Origin of the sequence: Bradyrhizobium shewense, assembly GCF_900094605.1 — a bacterium.
Classification (GTDB): domain Bacteria; phylum Pseudomonadota; class Alphaproteobacteria; order Rhizobiales; family Xanthobacteraceae; genus Bradyrhizobium; species Bradyrhizobium shewense.
Map to the genome: position 1 here is coordinate 21639 of NZ_FMAI01000032.1, position 20621 is coordinate 42259.

Here is a 20621-nt window from a genome sequence, read left to right on the forward strand (position 1 = left end):
TTCCTTGTCATTCTTGAATCAATTCTGTCATTGCCGGGCTTGACCCGGCAATCCATCTTTTTTGAAGAGGATGGATGCGCGGGTCGAGCCCGCGCATGACGATTTGTGCTGAGACGCTAGATGCGCGCTTAATGAGCCGGAGGCTTCGGCCAGGGCTTCTGCGCGCCGCGCAGGGCCTCGAAAGCCTTGGCCATGCCGAGCACGCCGATGTCGTCGAAGCGGCGGCCGACGATCTGCACGCCAATGGGAAAACCCTTGGCGTCGAAGCCGCCGTTGATCGAGATGGCAGGGTTCTCCGACATATTCCACGGCACGGTATAGGCGATGTGCTCGAACGGTTTCATGGGGTCGTTGGTCGGCGAGGCCCAGTCCGCCGGATAGTTCACGTTCGGTGCAGTCGGCGAGATCACGTAATCAAGCTCGCAGAACAGCTTTGAAGCCGCGGCCCGGATCGCCATGGTCTGGTTGAAGCCGCGGATGACCTCGACGCCCGAGAGCTTCGCGCCGGACTCGCCCCATTTGAAGATATTGGGCAGCACCTTGGCCTGTTCGGCCGGCGTCAGCTTGGCCAGATCATCCCACATCCGCGCGCGCCAGAAGTTGTCGAGGCCGTCGAGCATCTCGCGCGTGAGGATGCCGTCGACTTCGGTCACGACGCTGCCTGCGGATTCGAATGCTTTCGCCGCTTTCACCGCGACCTCACGCACCGGCTTCTCCAGCGCTAGGCCGCAGCCGGGATCGAGCATCAGGCCGATGCGCAGCTTGCGCGGAGACTTCTCCGCTCCCCTCCAGTTCAGCGGCTCGGCGGGCAGGCTCATGCCGTCGCGCCGGTCGGGTTTTGCGATCACGCTCATCATCAGCGCGCAATCGTCGACCGTGCGGGTCATGGGGCCGGCGACGCGCCCGACATAGGTGGGGTCGATCGGCACCCGGCCGAAGCTCGGCTTCAGGCCGACGAGGCCGCACCAGGCCGCGGGCAGGCGGACCGAGCCGCCGATATCGGTGCCGAGATGCAGCGGACCATAACCGGCCGCGGCAGCCGCGCCTGCGCCCGCACTGGAGCCGCCGGGATTCTTGGACAGGTCCCAGGGGTTACGCGCGAGTGCGTGGAAACTGGAGAGTCCGGACGACAGCATGCCGTAATCGGGCATGGTGGTCTTGGCGAAGATGACCGCGCCGGCCTCGCGCAGGCGCGCGGCGGGCGGGGCATCCTTCTCGGCCGGCACGAACTTGACGCTGGCAGCGCCCAGCGGCACCGGCACGCCCTTGGTCGCGATGTTGTCCTTCACCGTAACAGGCACGCCGTCGAGCGCTCCCGACGGCTCGCCGCCGGTCCAGCGCGCGGTCGAGGCCTTGGCGGCCTCGCGCGCGCTATCGGGATCGAACGCATAGAGCGCCTTCAGATGCGGCTCCCACGCAGCGACATGCGCGAGCAAATCCTCCAGCACCTCGCTCGGCGAGAATTGCTTGGCGCGATAGCCCGCGATCAGGTCGACCGCGGACAGATCGTGCAGCGAGGTGACGGCATCTTCGACGCTCTTTTTATGCATTTCTAGCCCACCGGCATGCGCGTTTCGATGATCCGGGCGAACATGCTGGCGCCGATCGGCAGGATCTTGTCGTCGAGCACGAAGCCGGGATTGTGCACGGGCACGTTGCCGTCATGGCCGACCCAGAAATAGGCGCCGGGAATGGTCTCCAGCATGTCGGCGAAATCCTCGCTGCCCATCTTGGGCTGGGCGCGGGTGATTACGTTGGCGGGGTCGACGATGGTGCGCGCGACGTCCTCGACCACCTTGGACTGCTCGACCTGGTTGACCAGCACGCCGAACGTATCGCGGATTTCGACGTCGATCACGCACTGGTAGGCGCTTGCGATGCCGGCGCAGATGGTGCGGATGCGTTCGCTGACCAGGGTGCGAACTTCCTTCGAGAAGGTGCGGATGGTGCCGCAAAGATGCGCGTCGCCGGGAATGACGTTGTAGGCGGAGCCCGCGTGGATCTGGGTGATCGACACCACCGCGGCCTGCAGCGGCTCGACGTTGCGGCTGACGATGGTCTGGATCGCCTGCGCCAGCGTGGTCGCGATGATCACCGCGTCCTTGGAGCGCTCGGGCATCGCGCCATGCGCGCCATAGCCGGTGATACGCAGGTCGAAGAAGTCGGCGCTGGCCATCGCCGGGCCCGGCAGGATCGCGATCTCGCCATGGTTGAGGTCGGGCGCGTTGTGCAGGCCGTATAGCTCGTCGCAGGGGAATTTTTCGAACAGGCCGTCCTTGATCATCGCGCGGGCGCCGCCGAGGCCTTCCTCGGCCGGCTGGAAGATCAGGTGCACGGTGCCGTCGAAGTTCTTGGTCTCGGCGAGATAGCGCGCGGTGCCGAGCAGCATGGCGGTGTGGCCGTCATGGCCGCAGCCGTGGAAGCGGCCGGGGATTTTCGAGCTCCACTTCAGATTGGTGTTCTCTTCCATCGGCAGCGCGTCCATGTCGGCGCGGAGGCCAATGCGCTTGTTGCCCGAACCCTTGCCCTTGATCACGCCGATCACGCCGGTACCGCCGAGACCGCGATGCACCTCGATGCCCCAGCTCTTCAGCTTGTCGGCGACGATGCCGGAGGTGCGCACTTCCTCGAATCCGATCTCGGGATGGGCGTGCAGGTCGCGGCGGATGGCGGTGAGCTCGTCGGCGTAACCGTCGATGCGGTCGATCGTGGGCATGGGTTCTGTCCAGTTAGCGTGAGGGAGGCGTGAAAACGGGGCCTTTCGGCTTGATGCGGATGCCCGGCCGCAGGCGCGTCCAGGGCAGGGTGGCGGTGTCGGCCGGCATCGCGCCGGGCGCGGCGCAGATCATCAGCTTTTCCGCGATCGGCTCGAAATCGGCGCGGAAGTGCACCGAGCTCTTGTTGACCAGAATCTTCTCCTTAGTCGGCTCGATGCCGACATAGCGGTACATCGCCTGGTCGGCGAGCTGCGCCTTGTGCGAGGAGACGACGACGCGGACATCGCCGATGCGCAGGCAAGCGGAGGGCCCCATCTCCATCTCGCGGCCGCCATAGTAAGGGCCCGGCGCGATGAAGCGGCCGTCGGACAGCTTTTCGACCACGAAGGTCTCGCGATAGGGCGCGTCACCGGGAATGCCGGACTTGCCGCCGAGCGACAGCGTCACGGTGGCACCGACGCCGGCGTCATGCGCGGCCTTGGCCGAGACCGGATCGTAGATCGCCCCGGTCGCGGCGCTCGCTTTGTTGCGCACGAGCGCGCGCAGCATGCCTGTCGTGTCGGAATCGCCGCCGGCACCGGGATTGTCCTGGGTGTCGGCGATGATGATCGGCTTCCTCGCGCCTTTCGACAGCTCCATCGCATGGCGCACGCCGTCGTCGGGCGACCAGATCTTGCCGTCGAAATCGTCTTCGTGGCTTTCGATCAGCTTGATGATCGCATCGGCCGCACGGTCGGCATCGGCTTGCGTCCTGCCATAGGCGAACACGCTCGGCCCGCAATCGCGGAAATCGGCGGCGGGAAATCCGGGTGCGAAGGAGAGCGTCGGAACCGCATCGCTCTCCAACGCGGCGAGCTGTTCGTAGATGCCTTTGGTCGGCTGGTCGTTGGTGCATTGCCAGCTGATCGGGATCAGGAACGGCAATTGCCGGAACGATTTGGCAAAGCGCTGCTTCGTGTTCAACAGCAGCGCCAGATGCCGCGCGGAGGCGCGGCCGGTCTCGGCCATGTCGACATGCGGATAGGTGCGGTAGGCGATCAGCGCGTCGGCATGTTCCATCATCTCGGGCGTGACGTTGGCGTGCAGGTCGAGGCTCGTGACCAGCGGAACATCCTTGCCGATGACGCGGCGCACGCGCGCCAGAATCTCGCCTTCGCCGTCGTCGAGATGCTCGGTCACCATCGCGCCGTGCAGGTCGAGATAGACCGCATCGAGCGGGCCGGCAGCTTTGATGCCGTCGACCATCACCTTCACGATGCGCTCGAAAGCATCCTTGGTGACATGCGCCGATGGGCTCGCACCGCAGGCGATCGTCGGGATGAGTTCCCAGCCATTGGCCTCGGCGCTGTCGACGAAGCCGGCGAGGCCGACATTGATGCGCCGCATCGCCTTCAGCACGTCGGCGCCTTCTGTCATCGCAGGCCAGCCGCCACCATGCTGGAAGTCGGCGAAGGTCGCCTGGGTGGGAGCGAAGGTATTGGTCTCGTGCAGGAAGCCGCCGACGGCGATGCGTGTCATTAATTCTGGTCCAGTGAGCAAAGAGGAAGGACGTTAGCCTTGGCCTTGAGGAGAGAGCAAGGTGGGACGCACTCGCGTTGCGCATAGGGTCAAGCTGTTTTGGGAATGTGTGCCGCGCACACCGTCATTGCGAGCGTAGCGAAGCAATCCAGAGTCTTTCCGCGGAGGGATTCTGGATTGCTTCGCTACGCTCGCAATGACGAGGATGAACCTACGCCGTGGCCCCCACGCCCTCTGCGACCGGCCGGAAGTTCGCAAAGTCCCAGTCGCGCCCCGGAGCGGCGTCCAGCAGCGCCCTGGTGTAGGCCTCCTTCGGATGCGTCAGCACCTCGGCAGCCGGGCCCTGCTCGACGACACGGCCGTGCTGCATCACCACGACCTCGTCGCAGATTTGCGCTGCGACACGCAGATCGTGGGTGATGAACAGGATCGCGATGCCGAGGCGCTTCTGGATCTCGTCGAAGAGTTCCAGCACCTGCGCCTGCACCGAAACGTCGAGCGCGGAGACCGCTTCATCCGCGACCAGCACGTCCGGATCGAGCGCGAGCGCGCGCGCAATGGCGATACGCTGGCGCTGGCCGCCGGAGAACTGGTGCGGATAGCGCGATACCGCATCAGGGGGCAGGCCGACGAGCTCGAGCAGCTCGCGGGCGCGTTTCATCGCATCGGGATGGGCGACGCCGTAATTGATCGGGCCCTCTGCAATGCTTTCGCCGACGGTGACGCGCGGGTTGAGCGAGCGGTAGGGATCCTGGAACACGATCTGGATCTTCTGCCGGTGCGGCTGCAGCAGGCGGCGCGAGATGCCGGCGATCTCTCGGCCGGCGAGGCGCACGCCGCCGGAGGTCGGATCGATCAGGCGGACGATGCAGCGCGCCACGGTCGACTTGCCGGAGCCGCTTTCGCCGACGATGCCGAGGGTGCGGCCCTTGCGCAGCGTCAGCGTCACCTTGTCGGCGGCGACGACCTCGCGGCCTTTGCCGAAGAAGGCGCGCTCCTTGTAGACCTTGCTGAGATCGTTGGCCTCCAGCACCACGGGCTCGCGGCTCTCCTCGCGCGGCGGCCGCGGCACCAGGCTCGGCACCGAGGCGAGCAGATTGCGGGTGTATTCCATGGTCGGATTGCGCAGCACGGTCTCGAGCGGGCCGGCTTCGACCAGCCGGCCCTGCCGCATCACTGCGACGCGGTCGGCGATCTCGGCGACCACGCCCATGTCGTGGGTGATGAACAGCACGGCCGTGCCGTGATCGCGCTGGAGCTCGCGGATCAGGGACAGGATCTGCTTCTGCGTGGTGACGTCGAGCGCGGTGGTCGGCTCGTCCGCGATCAGCAGCTTCGGCTCAAGCACGAGTGCCATCGCGATCATGATGCGCTGGCGCTGGCCGCCGGAAAGTCGGTGGGGATAGGAGGCGAAGATGCGTTCGACCTGGGGCAGGTGGACCTGCTCCATCATGTCGAGAATGCGCTTCTTGCGCGCCCTGGCGTCGAGCTTGGTGTGCGCGCGCAGCACCTCGTCGATTTGGCGGCCGACCGGCACCACTGGATTGAGCGCGGTCATCGGTTCCTGGAAGATCATCGCCATCTGCGTGGCGCGCAGCTGGCGCAGGCGGCGGTCGGTCGCGGTGAGCAGCTCTTCGCCGACCAGCTTGATGCTGCCGCTGGTCGGAACCAGCGTCCCCTTCGGCAGCAGGCCCATCGTGGTCAGCGAAGTCACCGACTTGCCCGAGCCGCTTTCGCCGACGAGGCACAGCGTCTCGCGCTCGCGGACCTGGATCGAGATGCCGTCGATGATCTTTGGCCCGCCCGGCTTCTTGCCGACGGAGACGACGAGGTTGTTGATGTCGAGGACGGTGTTGGTCATCAGGTCACTCCATCGTCATTGCGAGGCGCGAAGCGACGAAGCAATCCAGAAGTCCTTCCGCGGATGCAGACTGGATTGCTTGGCTTCGCTCGCAATGACGGAACAAGGGGCAGGGCCGGCGAGACAAATCACTTGCCTTCCCGCTGCTTCATGCGCGGATCGAGTGCGTCGCGGGCGGCGTCGCCGATCAGATTGATGCTGAGGATGGCGATCGAGAGCAGAAGGCCCGGCCAGAAGATCAGCGACGGCTTGATCTGGAAGTACTGGCGGCCCTCGGCCATAATGTTGCCCCAGGTCGGCGTCTCTGGCGAGATGCCGGCACCGAGGAAGGAGAGGATCGCCTCGGTGAGGATGGCGCTGGCGCAGATATAGGTGCCCTGGACGATCAGCGGCGCCACCGTGTTCGGCATCAGATGCCGCCACATGATCTTGGGCAGCGACGAGCCGACCGAGATCGCCGCCTCGACATAAGGCTCTTCGCGCGCCGAGAGCACGACCGAGCGGACCAGACGCGCCACGCGCGGGATCTCGGGGATGGTGATCGCGATCAGCACGGTCCAGAGGCTTGCACCGGACAGCGACACCACGGCGATCGCGAGCAGGATGCTCGGCATCGCCATCAGGCCGTCCATGACCCGCATCAGCACGGCATCGACCAGCTTGAAGAAGCCGGAGACGAGGCCGATCGCAAGGCCAATGACGATCGACAGGATCGCCGAGCCGATGCCGATCAGGAGCGAGATGCGGCCGCCATAGACGACGCGCGACAACAGGTCACGGCCATAGGCATCGGTGCCGAGCAGGAATTGCGCGGACGACGGCTTGAGCCGTTGCGATGGCGCGAGCTGGATCGGATCATGCGGCGCGATCAGCGGCGCGAGGATCGAGATCAGGATGATCAGCGCGAGCAGGACTGTCGCTGTGGCGATGATCGGCGTCGAGGTGAGGAAGCCGAAGCGCGGCCGCAGCGGCGACGTGATCGGAATGGACGACTGGGGAAGGGTATCGACCGACATTAATTCTTGTCCTTGCCTCAGTACCGGATCCGGGGATCGAGCAGGGTGTAGGCGACGTCGATGAGAAGGTTGACGACGACATAGATCAGCGACGTCAGCAGGATCATCGCCTGGATCACCGGATAGTCGCGCGCCAGCACCGCATCCACGGTGAGGCGGCCGATACCGGGAATGTTGAACACGCTCTCGGTGACGACGACGCCGGAGATCAGCAGCGCAAAGCCAGTGCCGATCACGGTGATCACGGGCACGGCGGCGTTGCGCAGCGCATGGCGCATCATCACGGCGACCTCGTTGATCCCCTTGGCGCGCGCGGTGCGCACATAGTCCTCGCCGAGCACGTCGAGCATCGCCGCGCGCGTCATGCGCGCGATCAACGCGATGTAGATGAAGGAGAGCGCGCAGGTCGGCAGGACCATGCGCTCGAAGAACGGTCCGAAGCCATTAAAGATGCTACGGAAGCCCTGCACCGGCACCCACCTCAGTTCGATCGCGAAGACCTGGATCAGAATATAGCCGACCACGAACACCGGCACCGAGAAGCCGAGCACGGAAAGCCCCATCACGAAACGGTCGATCCAGGTGCCGTGCTTCCACGCGGCGATCACGCCGAGGGGAACCGCCACGATCACGGCGAGGATGATGGTACACAGCGCGATCGAGATCGACGGCTCGACGCGCTGGCCGATCATCTTCATCACAGGCAGATTGGAGATCAGTGAGGTCCCGAGATCGCCGTGCAGCAGCTTGTTCACCCAGGTGATGAACTGCACGATCAAGGGCTCGTTGAGGCCGAGCGAGGTGCGGATGCGCTCGAGCCGTTCCGGCGTTGCATTGTCGCCGGCGAGGATCGCGGCGGGATCGCCGGGGGTGAGGCGGAGCAGGAGGAAGACGAACAGCGCGACGACGCCCATCACGGGCACGGCGGCGAAGATTCGGCGAAGGAGATATCCGAGCAAGTTGGATCCGTCAGATTAGAGTAAATCGGCGGCAGCGGTCATAGCCTGTTCTGCCACCAGCCTAACATTTCAGCAATTCCCGTGCCATCAGGGCCACAGTTTTTGCAGTGCGGTCAGCTGTTTTGGCGACCCCTCTTCAAGGGGGCAAGCGGAGCGTGCCCGCCAGACGAAATATCGCGGCGCGCCAGGCGCGCCCCGCCAATCCGGTCACTCCAGCGTCGCAAGCAGCCCGGCCATCAGCCGGCCGCGCTCAACGAGACTCTCGACTTCGATATACTCCTCTAGCGTGTGGCCATTGGCTCCGCGCACGCCCAGGCCGTCGAGCGTCGGGATTCCCATCGCGCCGGTGAAGTTGCCGTCGGAACCGCCGCCGGAGCTCGCATGCGGCAGTTCGGCGCCGAGCGACTTGGCGATGCCGCGCGCCTTCTCATACAACGCCATCGTGCCGGCATCCGGCTCCCACACCGGACGCGTCACCCCGCGCGTCACCTTGAAGGAGACATCGTTGGCCGTGCCCGACAGCGCCAGCATCCGCTCGACGCCGCGATCGAGATCGGCCTGCCGCTTGGCCATGGAGAGCGCTTCGCCTGTGGCGGTCGTGGCAACGCAATTGACCCATTGCCCGCCATGCACGACGCCGACCGAGAAAGTGCAGTCCTCCGTCGTCATCGCGTCGATGGCGAGAATCTGCCGCGCCATCTCGCGGATCGCCGAGCGTCCCGCCGACAGCGTCGCGCCGGCGTGGCTCGGCCGGCCCGTCGCCTCGAGATTGAAGCGTGCGATAGCGTAACGTCCGGTGGTGACGCCGTTGTCGGGGCGGCCGGGCTCGGGCACCAGCACGTATTTGTTGCGCGCGGCCTCCGCCTCGATGATGTCGCGAGTCGAGGGCGTGCCGACTTCCTCGTCCGGCGTGAACAGCACCGTGATCGGCAGCGGCGTGGTGAACGATGCACGCGCCAGTTGCCGGATCGCTTCCAGCGAGAGGTAGTTGCCGCCCTTCATGTCGTAAATGCCGGGGCCGTAGCACCTGTTGCCCTCGCGCCGCCATTTCAGCTTCTCGATGGTGCCGACCGGATGGACGGTATCCATATGGCCGGCGATCAGGATGCCCGGCTCGCCCTGCTTCGGATGGGGAAAGCGCGCGCGGATCACGCCGCCGAAACCCTGCCGGCCGGCGATGCGCTCGATCGTCGCACCCATGATCGCCATATCCCGCGCTGCGATATCGAGCATGCGATTCACCGCACCAGCGTCCCAGGTCGGGCTTTCGCATTCGACCCAGCCGCGCAGACCCTGGAGCATCGCCTCGGAATCGAAAGGAAGATTGGCTGGATTCATCTCAATGTCTCTCAAGCTTCGAAAGATGGAATGCGCATTGCATTGGGTGCGGGGCAGGACGAGTGGAGAGTGTTGTAGAGCCAAACCGATCCTTGTGGAGCCCGTGCCCGCGCCGCCAGGGCTTGCAGCGAAACCGGATTGACGCGCTCGGCACTGTCTGCAAGTCTCGAAAGATAAAGGCATTGCATGAGGTTAGTTCGCCCAAGGAACGAGCCGCATGCTTAACCAATAACCTGCCTTTGAACAGTTTCACGTCAGGAGAAACTTTTTATGTTGCACTTCATGCGCCGGGGGCCTCGCGCGTTTGCCTCCAAACTTGCGCTGTCTGTCGTTGCGCTTTCGACGGCGCTTGCCTCGCCAGTGCTTGCAGCCGGCAAGACCATTACGGCGGTGATGCATTCGGATCTGCGCATTATCGATCCGATCTTCACCACGGCCTACATCACGCGTGACCATGGTTACATGGTCTACGACACGCTGGTGGCTCCCGATTCGAGCTTCAAGATCCAGCCGCAGATGGCGGACTGGAAGATCTCCGACGACAAGCTCACCTATACCTTCACGCTGCGCGACGGCCTGAAGTGGCATGACGGTGCGCCGGTGACGGCGGAAGATTGCGTCGCCTCGCTGAAGCGCTGGGCCGCGGTCGACGGCATGGGCCAGAAGCTCCTGGACTTCACCGCGAGCATCGAGGCGACCGACGCCAAGACCATCACGCTGAAGCTGAAGGAGCCCTACGGGCTGGTGCTCGATTCCATCGGCAAGCCGTCCTCGCGCGTCGCCTTCATGATGCCGAAGCGCCTCGCCGAGACGCCGCCGGACAAGCAGATCCCCGAGCAGATCGGCTCGGGCCCCTTCAAGTTCGTGGCGTCGGAATTCCAGCCCGGCGTGAAGGCGGTCTACGTCAAGAACACCGACTACGTGCCGCGCAAGGAGCCGGCGAGCTGGACCTCCGGCGGCAAGGTGGCGAAGGTCGACCGCGTCGAATGGATCACCATGCCGGACTCGCAGACCGCGGTGAACGCGCTGCAGTCGGGCGACATCGACTTCATGGAAAACCTGCCCTACGACATGCTGCCGGTGCTGGAGGCGAACAAGGAGATCACGATCGAGGTCTCGAACAAGTTCGGCTTTCAGACGCTCGGCCGGATGAACTTCCTCTATCCGCCGTTCGACAACGTCAAGGTGCGACGTGCCGCTCTTCTGGCGATGAACCAGAAGGACGTTCTCGACGCGCTGGTCGGCAATGCCAAGTACCAGAAGGTCTGCGGCGCGTTCTTCGTTTGCGATACGCCGTTCGCGACCGAGGTCGGCGCCGAGACCCTGGTGAAGGGCAATGGCATGGCGGAAGCCAAGAAGGCGCTCGCCGAGTCAGGCTATGACGGCACCCCGGTCGTGGTGATGGCGCCCGGCGACGTCACCACGCTCAAGGCCCAGCCCATCGTCGCGGCCCAGCTGCTGCGCGAAGCCGGCTTCAAGGTCGACCTGCAAGCGACCGATTGGCAGACGGTGGTGAGCCGCCGTGCCAGTCAGAAGCCGCCGAAGGAGGGTGGCTGGAACATGTTCTTCACCAACTGGGTCGCGGCCGACGTCTCCAACCCTATCGCCAATCTCTCGATCGGCGGCCAGGGCAAGAAGGGCGGCTGGTTCGGCTGGGCGGAAGACGCCAAGATCGAGCAGCTCAAGGACGCGTTCGTCCGCGCGCCGTCGATCGACGAGCAGAAGAAGATTGCCGCCGACATCCAGAAGGAAGCCTATGAGCAGGTGATCTACATCCCGCTGGGGCAGTACCTGCTGCCGAGCGGCTGGCGTAAATCGCTGACCGGCGTGCTCGACGGCCCGGCGACGCCGCTGTTCTGGAACGTCGACAAGTCGGAGTAAGGCCCAGTCCAAAGAAGGAAGGCAGTTCGCGCCTTTCACGCCAACGTTACGCGGCGCCGCTGTCATCAGCGGCGCCGTGCGCCAGCCGGTCGCCAGGAGAACGTCAATGTTCCAACTCATGCGTCGGGGGCGTCTCGCGTTCGCTTCCAGACTTGCGCTTTCGGTCGCGGCACTTTCGGCACTTGCCTCGCCAGTTCTTGCCGCAGGCAAGACCATCACCGCTGTGATGCATTCGGATCTGCGAATTCTCGATCCGATCTTCACCAGTGCCTATATCTCGCGCGACCATGGCTACATGGTCTACGACACGCTCATCGCGACGGATTCAAACTTCAAGATCCAGCCGCAGATGGCCGACTGGAAGATGTCCGACGACAAGCTGACCTATACCTTCACGCTGCGCGATGGCCTGAAGTGGCATGACGGGACGCCGGTCACCGCGGACGATTGCGTTGCCTCCCTGAAGCGCTGGGCCGCGGTCGATGGCATGGGACAGCAGATGATGCTGTTCACCGCGAGCATCGAAGCGACCGACCCCAGGACCATCACACTGAAGCTGAAGGAACCCTACGCGCTCGTGCTGGAATCGATTGGAAAGCCGTCCTCGCGGGTCGCTTTCATGATGCCGAAGCGTCTCGCCGACACGCCAGTGGACAAGCAGATTCCCGAACAGATCGGCTCCGGTCCCTTCAAATTCGTCGCATCGGAATTCCAGCCCGGGGTGAAGGCGATCTATGTCAAGAACACCGATTACGTGCCGCGCAAGGAGCCGGCGAGCTGGACCGCGGGCGGCAAGGTGGCGAAGGTCGACCGCGTCGAATGGATCACCATGCCGGACGCGCAGACGGCGTTGAACGCGCTTCAGTCGGGCGACATCGATTTCATGGAAAATCCCGCCATCGAGATGTTGCCCACCATCGAAGCCGACAAGGGACTCAAGCTCGATATTCTGAATAAGTTCGGATTCCAGACGGGCGCACGAATGAATTTCCTTCATCCGCCGTTCGACAACGTCAAGGTTCGTCGCGCGGCGTTTCTGGCGATCAAGCAGAAGGATGTGCTCGATGCGTTGATCGGCGATCCCAAGTATTACAAGACCTGCGCGGCGGCCTTCATCTGCGACACGCCGTTCGCGACGGAGGTTGGCGGTGAGACGCTGGCGAAGGGGGGCGACATGGCCGCGGCCAGGAAGGCGCTGGCGGAGTCCGGTTACGACGGAACACCTGTCGTGCTGATGGCGCCGGGCGACGTGCTGACCCTGAAGGCGCAACCCATCGTCGTCGCGCAGCAGCTGCGCGAAGCCGGTTTCAAGGTCGACCTGCAGGCGACCGATTGGCAGACGGTCGTGAGTCGGCGCGCCAGCCAGAAGCCCCCGAAGGAGGGAGGCTGGAACATGTTCATCACCAATTGGGTCAGCGCCGACGTGGACAACCCGATTTCCAACGTCGCCGTCGGCGGGCAGGGCAAGAAAGGCGGCTGGTTCGGCTGGGCGGAGGATGCCAAGATCGAGCAGCTCAAGGACACCTTCGTTCGTGCTGCCTCGCTCGACGAGCGAAAGAAGATCGCGACCGAGATCCAGAAAGAGGCCTACGATCAGGTGCTCTACATGCCACTCGGCCAGTATCAAGCGCCTAGCGCCTGGCGCAAATCGCTGACCGGCGTGCTCGACGGCCCGGCAACGCCGCTTTTCTGGAACGTCGACAAGTCGGAGTAAGCGGCGGCGGATTCACGCCTTCGCTGTCTTCACCACACGGCGCCGCTGTTATCAGCGGCGCCGTTGCCATTTGTCAGCTTCACGTCAGCTTGAAACCGGTCGGTTTTTAACCCTTCCAATGTCCGGTCATTGCTATTTGTTTCAATCTTGAAATAGATGCGTCGTCCTTACGCGTCATTTTCCCTCCTCAACCTGATTCCCGTGCCGATCGATTTTGCATTCCAGGCGATGGCCGAACGGTCCGATCGCGCGCCGGCGCGCTGGCGGCGGCCTTTCCTGCATTGGCTCGATGGCGTCGAGGCGGGCTGGGCCGTTCCGCTCCTCATCGGCTGTTTCGTCGCGATCTGGACGCTCTATCTGGCGATCGCCTATGCCGGCGGCGGCCTGCACCCTGATACGCTCGAGGCCTGGATGCTGGGGCAGCATTTCGCCTGGGGCTATCACAAGCATCCGCCCTTGACCGGCTGGATCGCCGCCAGCTGGACCTCTGTCTTCCCGCTCAGCGACTGGTCATTGCAATTGATGGCGATGGCCAATGCCGGGCTTGCGCTGATCTTCGTCGACCGGATCGCGCGGCAATTCGTGACCGGGCACAAGCGCATCCTGGTGCTTTTGCTGCTGATGCTGACGCCGGTCTATCAATTCCATGCCCAGCGCTTCAATGCCAATTCGGTGCTGCTGGCGGTCTGGCCGCTGGCGACCTGGTGCTTCCTGCGCGCATTCGAGACGCGCGCCCCGCTGTGGGCAGTCGCGGTGGGCTGTACGACGGCGCTGGCGATGGTCGGCAAATATTATTCGATCTTTCTCATCACGAGCTTCGCGTTTGCCGCGCTCGCGCACCCGGCGCGGCGTGCTTATTTCACCTCCGCTTCGCCCTGGATCTCGGTCATCGTCGGGCTCGCGGCGCTGTCACCTCACATCTATTGGCTTGCGACAACGGGCGCGTCGACCTTCACCTACGCGCTGGCGCACGCAAACGGCAACGCTGCGACCTCACTCGGCGAGGCGAGAAACTTTCTGCTGGGGCTGGCGGCGGCGATGAGCATGTCGGCCGTGTTCTGGGTGCTCGTCGCAGGAACGCGCTTGAAGCGGTTTCCGGCGGACTTCGCCGCAATGGGCCCGGGCTTGCGGCTTTTGTTCTACGTCACGATGGGCACGATCGTGCTGCCGGTGGTGACGTCGCTCGTGATGGGCACCGATCTGCCGTCGCTATGGGCGTTGCAGGGACTGTTCCTCTTCACCGTTCTCGTGGTCTGCGGGACGAGCTACCCGATCGAGCGCTTCTACACGGTCAACCTCACCGTGATCGTGGCCGGCGTCGCGCTCGCGGCGGTCCTGATCGCCGCGCCGATCCATGCCGTCTATCGCAATGATCACGGGTATGAGGAGGGCCGGAATCTCTACGCCCAGGCGGCCAGTGAATTGACGCGCGAGTGGCGCGAGCAGACCGGCGTGCCGCTGAGCGCGGTGAGTGGTGATGGTTCGCTGGCCTTCGCCACCGCGTTCTACAGCCCGGACCATCCAGGTCATGCGGCGCCCTTCGAGTACGAACAGACCTTGGGCTTGCCACGCAAGATGTCGCTCGACCGCGGCTGGGCCGCGCTGTGTTTCCGCGACCAGGAGTCTTGCACCCGGTGGATGGCGTGGGCGTCCTCGCAGACCGGGCACTTCGTCAGGCGCGAGTTCACCGTGCGGGCCACCCTGTGGGGGCGGCCCGGTCTCTCGCGGGAGGCGGTCGCTCTGATAGTGCGGCCCCGGGGAATGCGGATGATACCCAAGAGCGCTGCGGATGATTTCAGCGCCAGCAGGCGCGGTTCGGAATAGGCTCTGCGCTCAGCAATGAGTGTCGCGGACCTGCTCAAGACCCTCGCTCGCCAACGGCGTCGTCAACGTGGCCTGCTCTGCGCTCGGCTCCGAATGTTCCGTCTTCCGCTGTTCGGCGTCGCGGCGATCTTCCCGGTGTTCCGGTTCCATTGAATGTGACCTCTCGAATTGCTGCAGGACAACATCGAGGCGATCGGGAAGTTCCTTAAGCGATGGGACGATGATGCGGCTTGAACAGCCGGCCCTTTTCCACCACCAGCACGATCGCGAGCGCAGCGAGCGTCGACAGGAAGAAGCCGACCGAGAACGGCAATAGCGTGCCGTCGAAGCTCTGTCCGATCGCCATGCCGACCACGATTCCGATCAGCGTCGTGATCGAGCCGTAGAGCGAGGAGGCGGTGCCGGCGATGTGGCCCTGCGGCTCCATCGCGAGCGCCGTGAAGTTGGCAACCATCATGCCGAACGAGAACATCATCAGAGCCGAGAGCACCATGAACAGGGTAAGCGGCAGGATGCCGAGAATTTCCGTCAGCAGCATCACGGCGGCGACGATTGTGTAGAGCGTCAGCGCGCCATGCGAAATCATGCGCATGCCGAGCCGCCCGACCAGCCTCGCATTGAGGAAGCCGGCGACGGCCGTGCCGGCCGCAATCGCGGCGAAGGCGAGTGGGAAGTAATGGCCGAGGTGATAGATGCCGGTGAAGACCTGCTGAGCGCAGAACACAAAGGCAAAGAGCGCGCCGATGACGCTGCCGGCGGCCGTGGCATAGCCGATGGTCTGGCGATTGGTCACGGTCTGCCGAAACGCCGAAAGCACGTCGGCGGGCGCCAGCGACCGGCGCCCGGATTCAGGCAGGGTTTCCGGCAGCCGCAGCACGCACCAGGCGAGCGCGAGCAGGCCGTAGAGCATCAGCACGACGAAGATGCCGCGCCACGCCGTCACCAGCAGCACCGCCTGTCCGAACGAGGGGGCGATCACGGGCACCGCGATGAACACCATCATGGCAAGCGACATCACGCTCGCCATGCGGCGGCCGACATAGCAGTCGCGCACGATCGAGGTCGCGATCACGCGCGTGGCCGAGGTGCCGAGCCCCTGCAGCGCGCGCGCCAGCAGCAGCGTCTCGAACGAGGGCGCCGCGACCGCCAGCACGCTCGCCACAGCATAGACCGCCATGCCGCCGAGCAGCACCGGCCGGCGGCCGAAGCGGTCCGACAGGGGACCCATGACGAACTGGCCGGCGCCGAAACCGATCAGGAAGGTCGACAGCACCAACTGGAGATGGTTGGCGACGGGAATGTTGAAGGCTGCCCCGATATTGGGCAGTGCAGGCAGCATCATGTCCATCGCAAGCGGATTCAGCGCCATGATGGACGCGATCACGACGACGAATTCTGGAAATCCCATTGGGCGGTGTCCCGAGGACACCCAATCGTCGGCATTGACGTCAGACAAGAAGCTCACCTCTGAAATTGAGCGACTTTATCCATCGCCCATGCTGCGTTGCACAACCCATGTTTCGGGATGGCTGGCAGGCGGAGGAGGGGCGGACAAGAATTGGTGAGGGGAGCCCCCGCGCGAGCCCGACCGCGGGTCCTGCTATGGCCCGGAAACCAGTGATTCACCATCCCTCCCTAAAGATCGGCGCCGTGCGGGGCAGGTCGGGCCCGGCGGGATGAAACGGAAACGCCTCCTGTCCACTGTGGCGGCCGATCGATCAGGCGCCGAGAGAACCAGGCCAAACAAGGTATCCGATTGTGTCTGATGTCACCGGTACAGCACGATGGTTGGAGCCCTCGGCCGACATGGCTTCGAGGCGAAACCTCTGGCTTGCCTGCCTGATCGCACTGACCGCGCTTCTGGTGTTGGGCAATCTCGCCAGCGACGTCGGCCTCGATGTGAAATATGGCTGGGACACCCGCGTCAATTGCGCGGCGGTGGATGCCTATGCGGGCGGACTCGATCCCTACTTCGTCAAGAACCTGAAGGGCACCAAGCTCTCTTATCCCTATTTGCCGGTGACGCTGGAGGCCTTCCGTCCCTTCTGCGCGGGCGGCATTCTGGTCGCTCATTACAAAACTATCTTTCCCGTGCTCGCCGTGCTCTGCGGCCTCCTCTTGCCAGGTCTTGGCTTGCCCGGTCTCGGCCGAACGCGCCCGAGCGCTCGCGACGTCGGGCTCAGGGTGCTCTGCGCGCTCGGCGCATTCGTCGGTTTCGAATGGGTGCAGGCGTCGGGCAATTTCGCGATCCTGAGCGGCGTGCTGATCGCGATCGCGCTGAGGCTTCTGCTTTCTCCGCCCGCATCCGGAGCGGCGGAGGACCGCAGCTTTCCGTCGCGCCTCGCCGGCGCCGCGCTGCTCGGCCTCGTGATGTCGTTCAAGCTGGTGTTCTTTCCCGTGCTGGCCGCGCTCTATTTCCTGCCGCTGCCGCGCGGCCGCAAGCTGATGCTGATCGCGATGGCGGTGTTCAGCTTCGCCTTGCCGATCCTGATATCGTGGTTGGCATACCCCGATCTGTTCGCGAGCTGGCAGCTTGCGGTGGCCGGAAAGATCCCCGACCAGCACCTCGTCGAGCTGTTCGAGAGCAATCCGTCACTGCTGCTGCTGGCGCGGGATCTGATGGGCCATGTGGGCCTGATCGATAGCAAACCGGCGATCTTCGCAACCTATGCCTTCGCCGTGACCGCGCTGGTGCTCGTGCCGTTCGCCCTGTCCATCCTGCGCTTGATCGGGAGCCGGCCGGCGCACGAGGGAGATTCGCTTCTTGCGCGAGTGGATCGCTGGCTGATGGATCACCCCCGTGCAGCAATGCGCATCACGGTGCTAGCCATGTTTGCGCTCTATCTCAGCTCGCCGCGCCTCAAGGAATATGCCTTCTTCGAGCTCGCGCTCTATGCCGCGATCCTGCTGGTCGATCTTCCGGCCAGGGCACTGGCCGCCGCGCTCACCGTCGGTCTCCTGATGCCCTCATTGATCTTCGTGACGGGGAGTTCCCCCGAGGACAATTCCATCCAGCTCTTCAGCGCGCTGATGTTCTTCTGGGTCCTGCTGCTCGACGCCCGTCATCCGGGCCGTGTGCCGGACACGGTCCAGCTATAGCCGTGGCGGTGGTAGAGCCTGACATCCCCGAATCCGCCATCCGACAGCAGCGCCTCCGCCTCGGCGCGCGTGTAGTATTTCGCGTAGGCGGGATTGAGCTGGTCGTAGATGGTCAAGCGGCGAACGCTGCGCGGAAACTTCGCCAGCACCGAGCGCATGTAGGACCGCATCGGTAGCGGCAATATCCGGCACAGCCCGATATAGGCCGTCAGCGCCCATTCCAGACCATGCGACAGCACCACCAGCAGCCGGTGCGGCAGCAGCACGGTGAGCTTGCGCAGCGGGATCGCGAGCGACAAATAGGTCTCGTTGCCTTCGTAGCCGTAGAGCCAGACGATGCAGCGTCCGCCGGGGCGCAACGCATCATAGGCCGCGCGAACCACCGGCGCCGGCTCGGGGATGTGATGCAACACCCCCATCGAAACCACATAGTCGAGCCCGAGATCGGGCGGCAAGCGGTCGCCGGGCGCTTGGAAATAGTCGATGCGCTCCGCGCGGGCCGCCGTGTTGTCCTTCAGGACCAGCATGGCATCGGAGGGTTCGACCGCGACGACACGATCCGCCCCGGCATCGAGCAGCATGTTAACGATGCGTCCCGTGCCGCTCCCGATATCGGCGATCCGCTTGCCTTTTACCTCGTCGAGGGAAAGCAACGGACCGAACAGATCGGCAAGCAGGTCCGCCGAGCCGTAATAGGCGGGGGTTTTCGCGGAACGCGGTCCATTGCTCGCCGAAATCGTTGATCGTCTGGTCCTTCAGGTCCGGCACGTGCCCGCTCCCTACGCTCGGCGCGGCGAGGGGGTCGCAAGCCCCGTCAACCAGATGCCCAGCGTCAGGATCGGCCACAGCGCGAACGCATTGTCGCTCCTGGCCTCGCGATGCGCAGTCCACAGCAGCCGGATCGCCTCCGGTTTCAGGAAGGGCGCAAAAACGTCGGCCTCCCTGTCGAGCACGCGGTCGCAGATCGGCCGCAGCCCACCGCGCCGCATCAGTTGCGCGATCGGCACGTTGAAGCCGCGCTTGCGCGACCATGCGGCCTCTCCCGGCATGCCCAGGCGCTCGGCGAGTTTGCGCAGCACATATTTCGGTGCGCCCTTGGGCCAGGGATTGAGCAGCGAGACATCGAGGCTGCCGGCGAGGTCCATGACCTGTCGATCGAGGATCGGCACGCGCACTTCGAGACCATGCGCCATGCTCATGGCATCGACCTTGGTGAGGACGCTTTGCAGATGGAAGCGCTGGTCGGCGATCAGCGCCCGATCCAGCACGTTGTCATGCGGCTCCGAATAATATTCGGCGTATTCCGCGAACGGATCGGCCGATGCAAGATCGGCCATCCCGCGGTCATAGATCCTCTCGGCGAGAAAGCGGGGAACGAGCCGCCGCCATTGCAGATGTGGGCTGTTGCCGGCTTCGCCCAACCCGAGCGCGAAGCGGGCGAGTTGCGCCGCTGCCGGAAGCCGCTTCTCGTTGCCGCGCACCGATGCATAGGCGAGGCGCCCGGTCAGGCCGGCAAGGCCGCGCGGAACGACGTGGCGCGCGCGCTCCGCCATCATGGTCGCGGCATAGGTTTCATATCCGGCGAAGAACTCGTCGCCGCCGTCGCCGGACAGAACCACCGTGGAATGCCGGCGGACCGCGCCAGCCAGATGATAGAAGCCGAGGGCGCCCGTGTCGGCGCATTGGCCGTCGAAATGATAGACCACCGCCCGCAGCGCCGCCTCGGCATCCTCGCCGGCTTCCCCGTCGATGACGTTGAGCGACAGGCCGGCGGCGGTGGCGATCTGCTGCGCCACCGCGGTTTCATCATGGCTTTTCTCGGTGAAGCCTGCCGTGAACAGCGGCGGCTTCAAGCCGAGCCGGCCGAGCGTCAGGCTGATCAGCGAACTGTCGATGCCGCCGCTCTGCAGCACGGCGAGCGGCACGTCGCTCACCATCTGGCTCTTGACCACGGTCTCGATCGTCGATTGCAGCCGGACAACGGCTTCGTCGAGGTCGCGGATCGCAGGCGCGCGCACCGGCCGCCAGAAGCGTCGCTCGGTTCGCTCGCGCTCGGTGAATCCGATCATCGTCCCGGGCGGGAGCTGCTTGATGTCCTGGTACAGGCTCGTTTGCGTCCCCGGATGGCCTGCGGCGAGATAGGTGTGCAGGGCCACGGGATCGATCCGCGCGGCGAGGTCTCCGCCCGCCGTAAGTCCCTTGACCTCGCTTGCGAACAGGACGCGGCTGCCGTTTTCGGAATAATACAGCGGCTTGATGCCGATGCCGTCGCGCGCCAGGATCAGGCGGCGCTCCTGCCGATCCCACAGGCCGATCGCGAAAAAGCCCTCCAGGCGTTCGAACATCGCCTCACCCCAGGCGAGATAGGCGTAGGGAAGGATTTCGGTGTCGCAGGTGCTGCGAAAGCGGACGCCGAACGATCGCTCGAGCTCGCTGCGCAACTCGTGATCGTTGTAGATCTCTCCGTTGTAGGTGACGACGATGCGCTCCGACGCATCGAGCATCGGCTGGCGTCCGGCATCGGAGAGATCGCGGATGGCGAGCCGGCGGTGGGCGAGGCCGACGGGGCCGTCCAGCCAGGTGCTCTCGCCGTCCGGCCCGCGATGGACCAGTGCTGCCGACATCGCCGCAACCGCGCGACCGTCGGCGGGCCGACCGTCACGATGAAAGATGCCCGCTATGCCGCACATCGCG

The 20621-nt window shown here is 64.6% G+C and carries 14 protein-coding genes; 4 read left to right on the forward strand and 10 right to left on the reverse strand.

The window, feature by feature from the left end; translation table 11 throughout:
- Positions 1-128 precede the first annotated feature (128 nt).
- The 7 genes from GA0061098_RS36920 to GA0061098_RS36950 form a co-directional block, all read right to left on the reverse strand.
- Entirely contained in the window at positions 129-1550 is a 1422-nt protein-coding gene (locus GA0061098_RS36920) for an amidase (RefSeq protein WP_091966265.1), read from the reverse strand.
- A gap of 2 nt (positions 1551-1552) precedes the next feature.
- Positions 1553-2716, reverse strand: a complete 1164-nt coding sequence (locus GA0061098_RS36925; RefSeq protein WP_091966266.1) for a M20 aminoacylase family protein — start codon at positions 2714-2716, stop codon at positions 1553-1555.
- Between the two features lie 13 nt (positions 2717-2729).
- Complete coding sequence (locus GA0061098_RS36930; RefSeq protein WP_091966267.1) at positions 2730-4235, reverse strand: M81 family metallopeptidase; 1506 nt, start codon at positions 4233-4235, stop codon at positions 2730-2732.
- A gap of 211 nt (positions 4236-4446) precedes the next feature.
- Complete coding sequence (locus GA0061098_RS36935) at positions 4447-6096, reverse strand: ABC transporter ATP-binding protein (protein WP_091966268.1); 1650 nt, start codon at positions 6094-6096, stop codon at positions 4447-4449.
- 128 nt (positions 6097-6224) lie between these two features.
- Positions 6225-7112, reverse strand: a complete 888-nt coding sequence (locus GA0061098_RS36940; RefSeq protein ID WP_028141177.1) for an ABC transporter permease — start codon at positions 7110-7112, stop codon at positions 6225-6227.
- Between the two features lie 17 nt (positions 7113-7129).
- Entirely contained in the window at positions 7130-8071 is a 942-nt protein-coding gene (locus GA0061098_RS36945; protein ID WP_165637838.1) for an ABC transporter permease, read from the reverse strand.
- Positions 8072-8278: 207 nt separating this feature from the next.
- Positions 8279-9409: a M20/M25/M40 family metallo-hydrolase gene (locus GA0061098_RS36950; RefSeq protein WP_091966269.1), complete on the reverse strand. Its 1131-nt coding sequence runs from the start codon at positions 9407-9409 to the stop codon at positions 8279-8281.
- A gap of 270 nt (positions 9410-9679) precedes the next feature.
- On the opposite strand from GA0061098_RS36950, the gene GA0061098_RS36955 reads away from it, so the two are divergent.
- The 3 genes from GA0061098_RS36955 to GA0061098_RS36965 all read left to right on the forward strand — a co-directional run bounded on the left by GA0061098_RS36955 (position 9680) and on the right by GA0061098_RS36965 (position 14828).
- Positions 9680-11290 (forward strand): ABC transporter substrate-binding protein, encoded by a 1611-nt coding sequence (locus tag GA0061098_RS36955; protein WP_091966270.1) that lies wholly within the window; start codon positions 9680-9682, stop codon positions 11288-11290.
- Between the two features lie 106 nt (positions 11291-11396).
- Positions 11397-13004 carry an ABC transporter substrate-binding protein gene (locus tag GA0061098_RS36960; RefSeq protein WP_091966271.1) on the forward strand — a complete coding sequence of 536 codons (1608 nt, stop codon included), beginning with the start codon at positions 11397-11399 and terminating at the stop codon, positions 13002-13004.
- A gap of 156 nt (positions 13005-13160) precedes the next feature.
- Positions 13161-14828 carry a glycosyltransferase family 39 protein gene (locus tag GA0061098_RS36965; protein WP_091966272.1) on the forward strand — a complete coding sequence of 556 codons (1668 nt, stop codon included), beginning with the start codon at positions 13161-13163 and terminating at the stop codon, positions 14826-14828.
- A gap of 205 nt (positions 14829-15033) precedes the next feature.
- Here GA0061098_RS36965 and GA0061098_RS36970 read toward each other — a convergent pair whose 3' ends face one another.
- The gene (locus GA0061098_RS36970) at positions 15034-16284 is read right to left on the reverse strand and encodes a multidrug effflux MFS transporter (RefSeq protein ID WP_091966303.1); all 1251 of its coding nucleotides are present in this window, start codon (positions 16282-16284) and stop codon (positions 15034-15036) included.
- Between the two features lie 350 nt (positions 16285-16634).
- Between GA0061098_RS36970 and GA0061098_RS36975 the strand changes: the two genes are divergently transcribed.
- Complete coding sequence (locus GA0061098_RS36975; RefSeq protein WP_245323845.1) at positions 16635-17927, forward strand: hypothetical protein; 1293 nt, start codon at positions 16635-16637, stop codon at positions 17925-17927.
- Here GA0061098_RS36975 and GA0061098_RS36980 read toward each other — a convergent pair.
- Complete coding sequence (locus GA0061098_RS36980) at positions 17891-18580, reverse strand: class I SAM-dependent methyltransferase (protein WP_208610715.1); 690 nt, start codon at positions 18578-18580, stop codon at positions 17891-17893. The two genes, GA0061098_RS36975 and GA0061098_RS36980, sit on opposite strands and share 37 nt — an antisense overlap.
- Positions 18581-18706: 126 nt before the next feature.
- Positions 18707-20617, reverse strand: coding sequence for an asparagine synthase (glutamine-hydrolyzing) (gene asnB, locus GA0061098_RS36985; RefSeq protein WP_091966274.1), 1911 nt, complete (start codon positions 20615-20617; stop codon positions 18707-18709).
- Between the last annotated feature and the right edge of the window lie 4 nt (positions 20618-20621).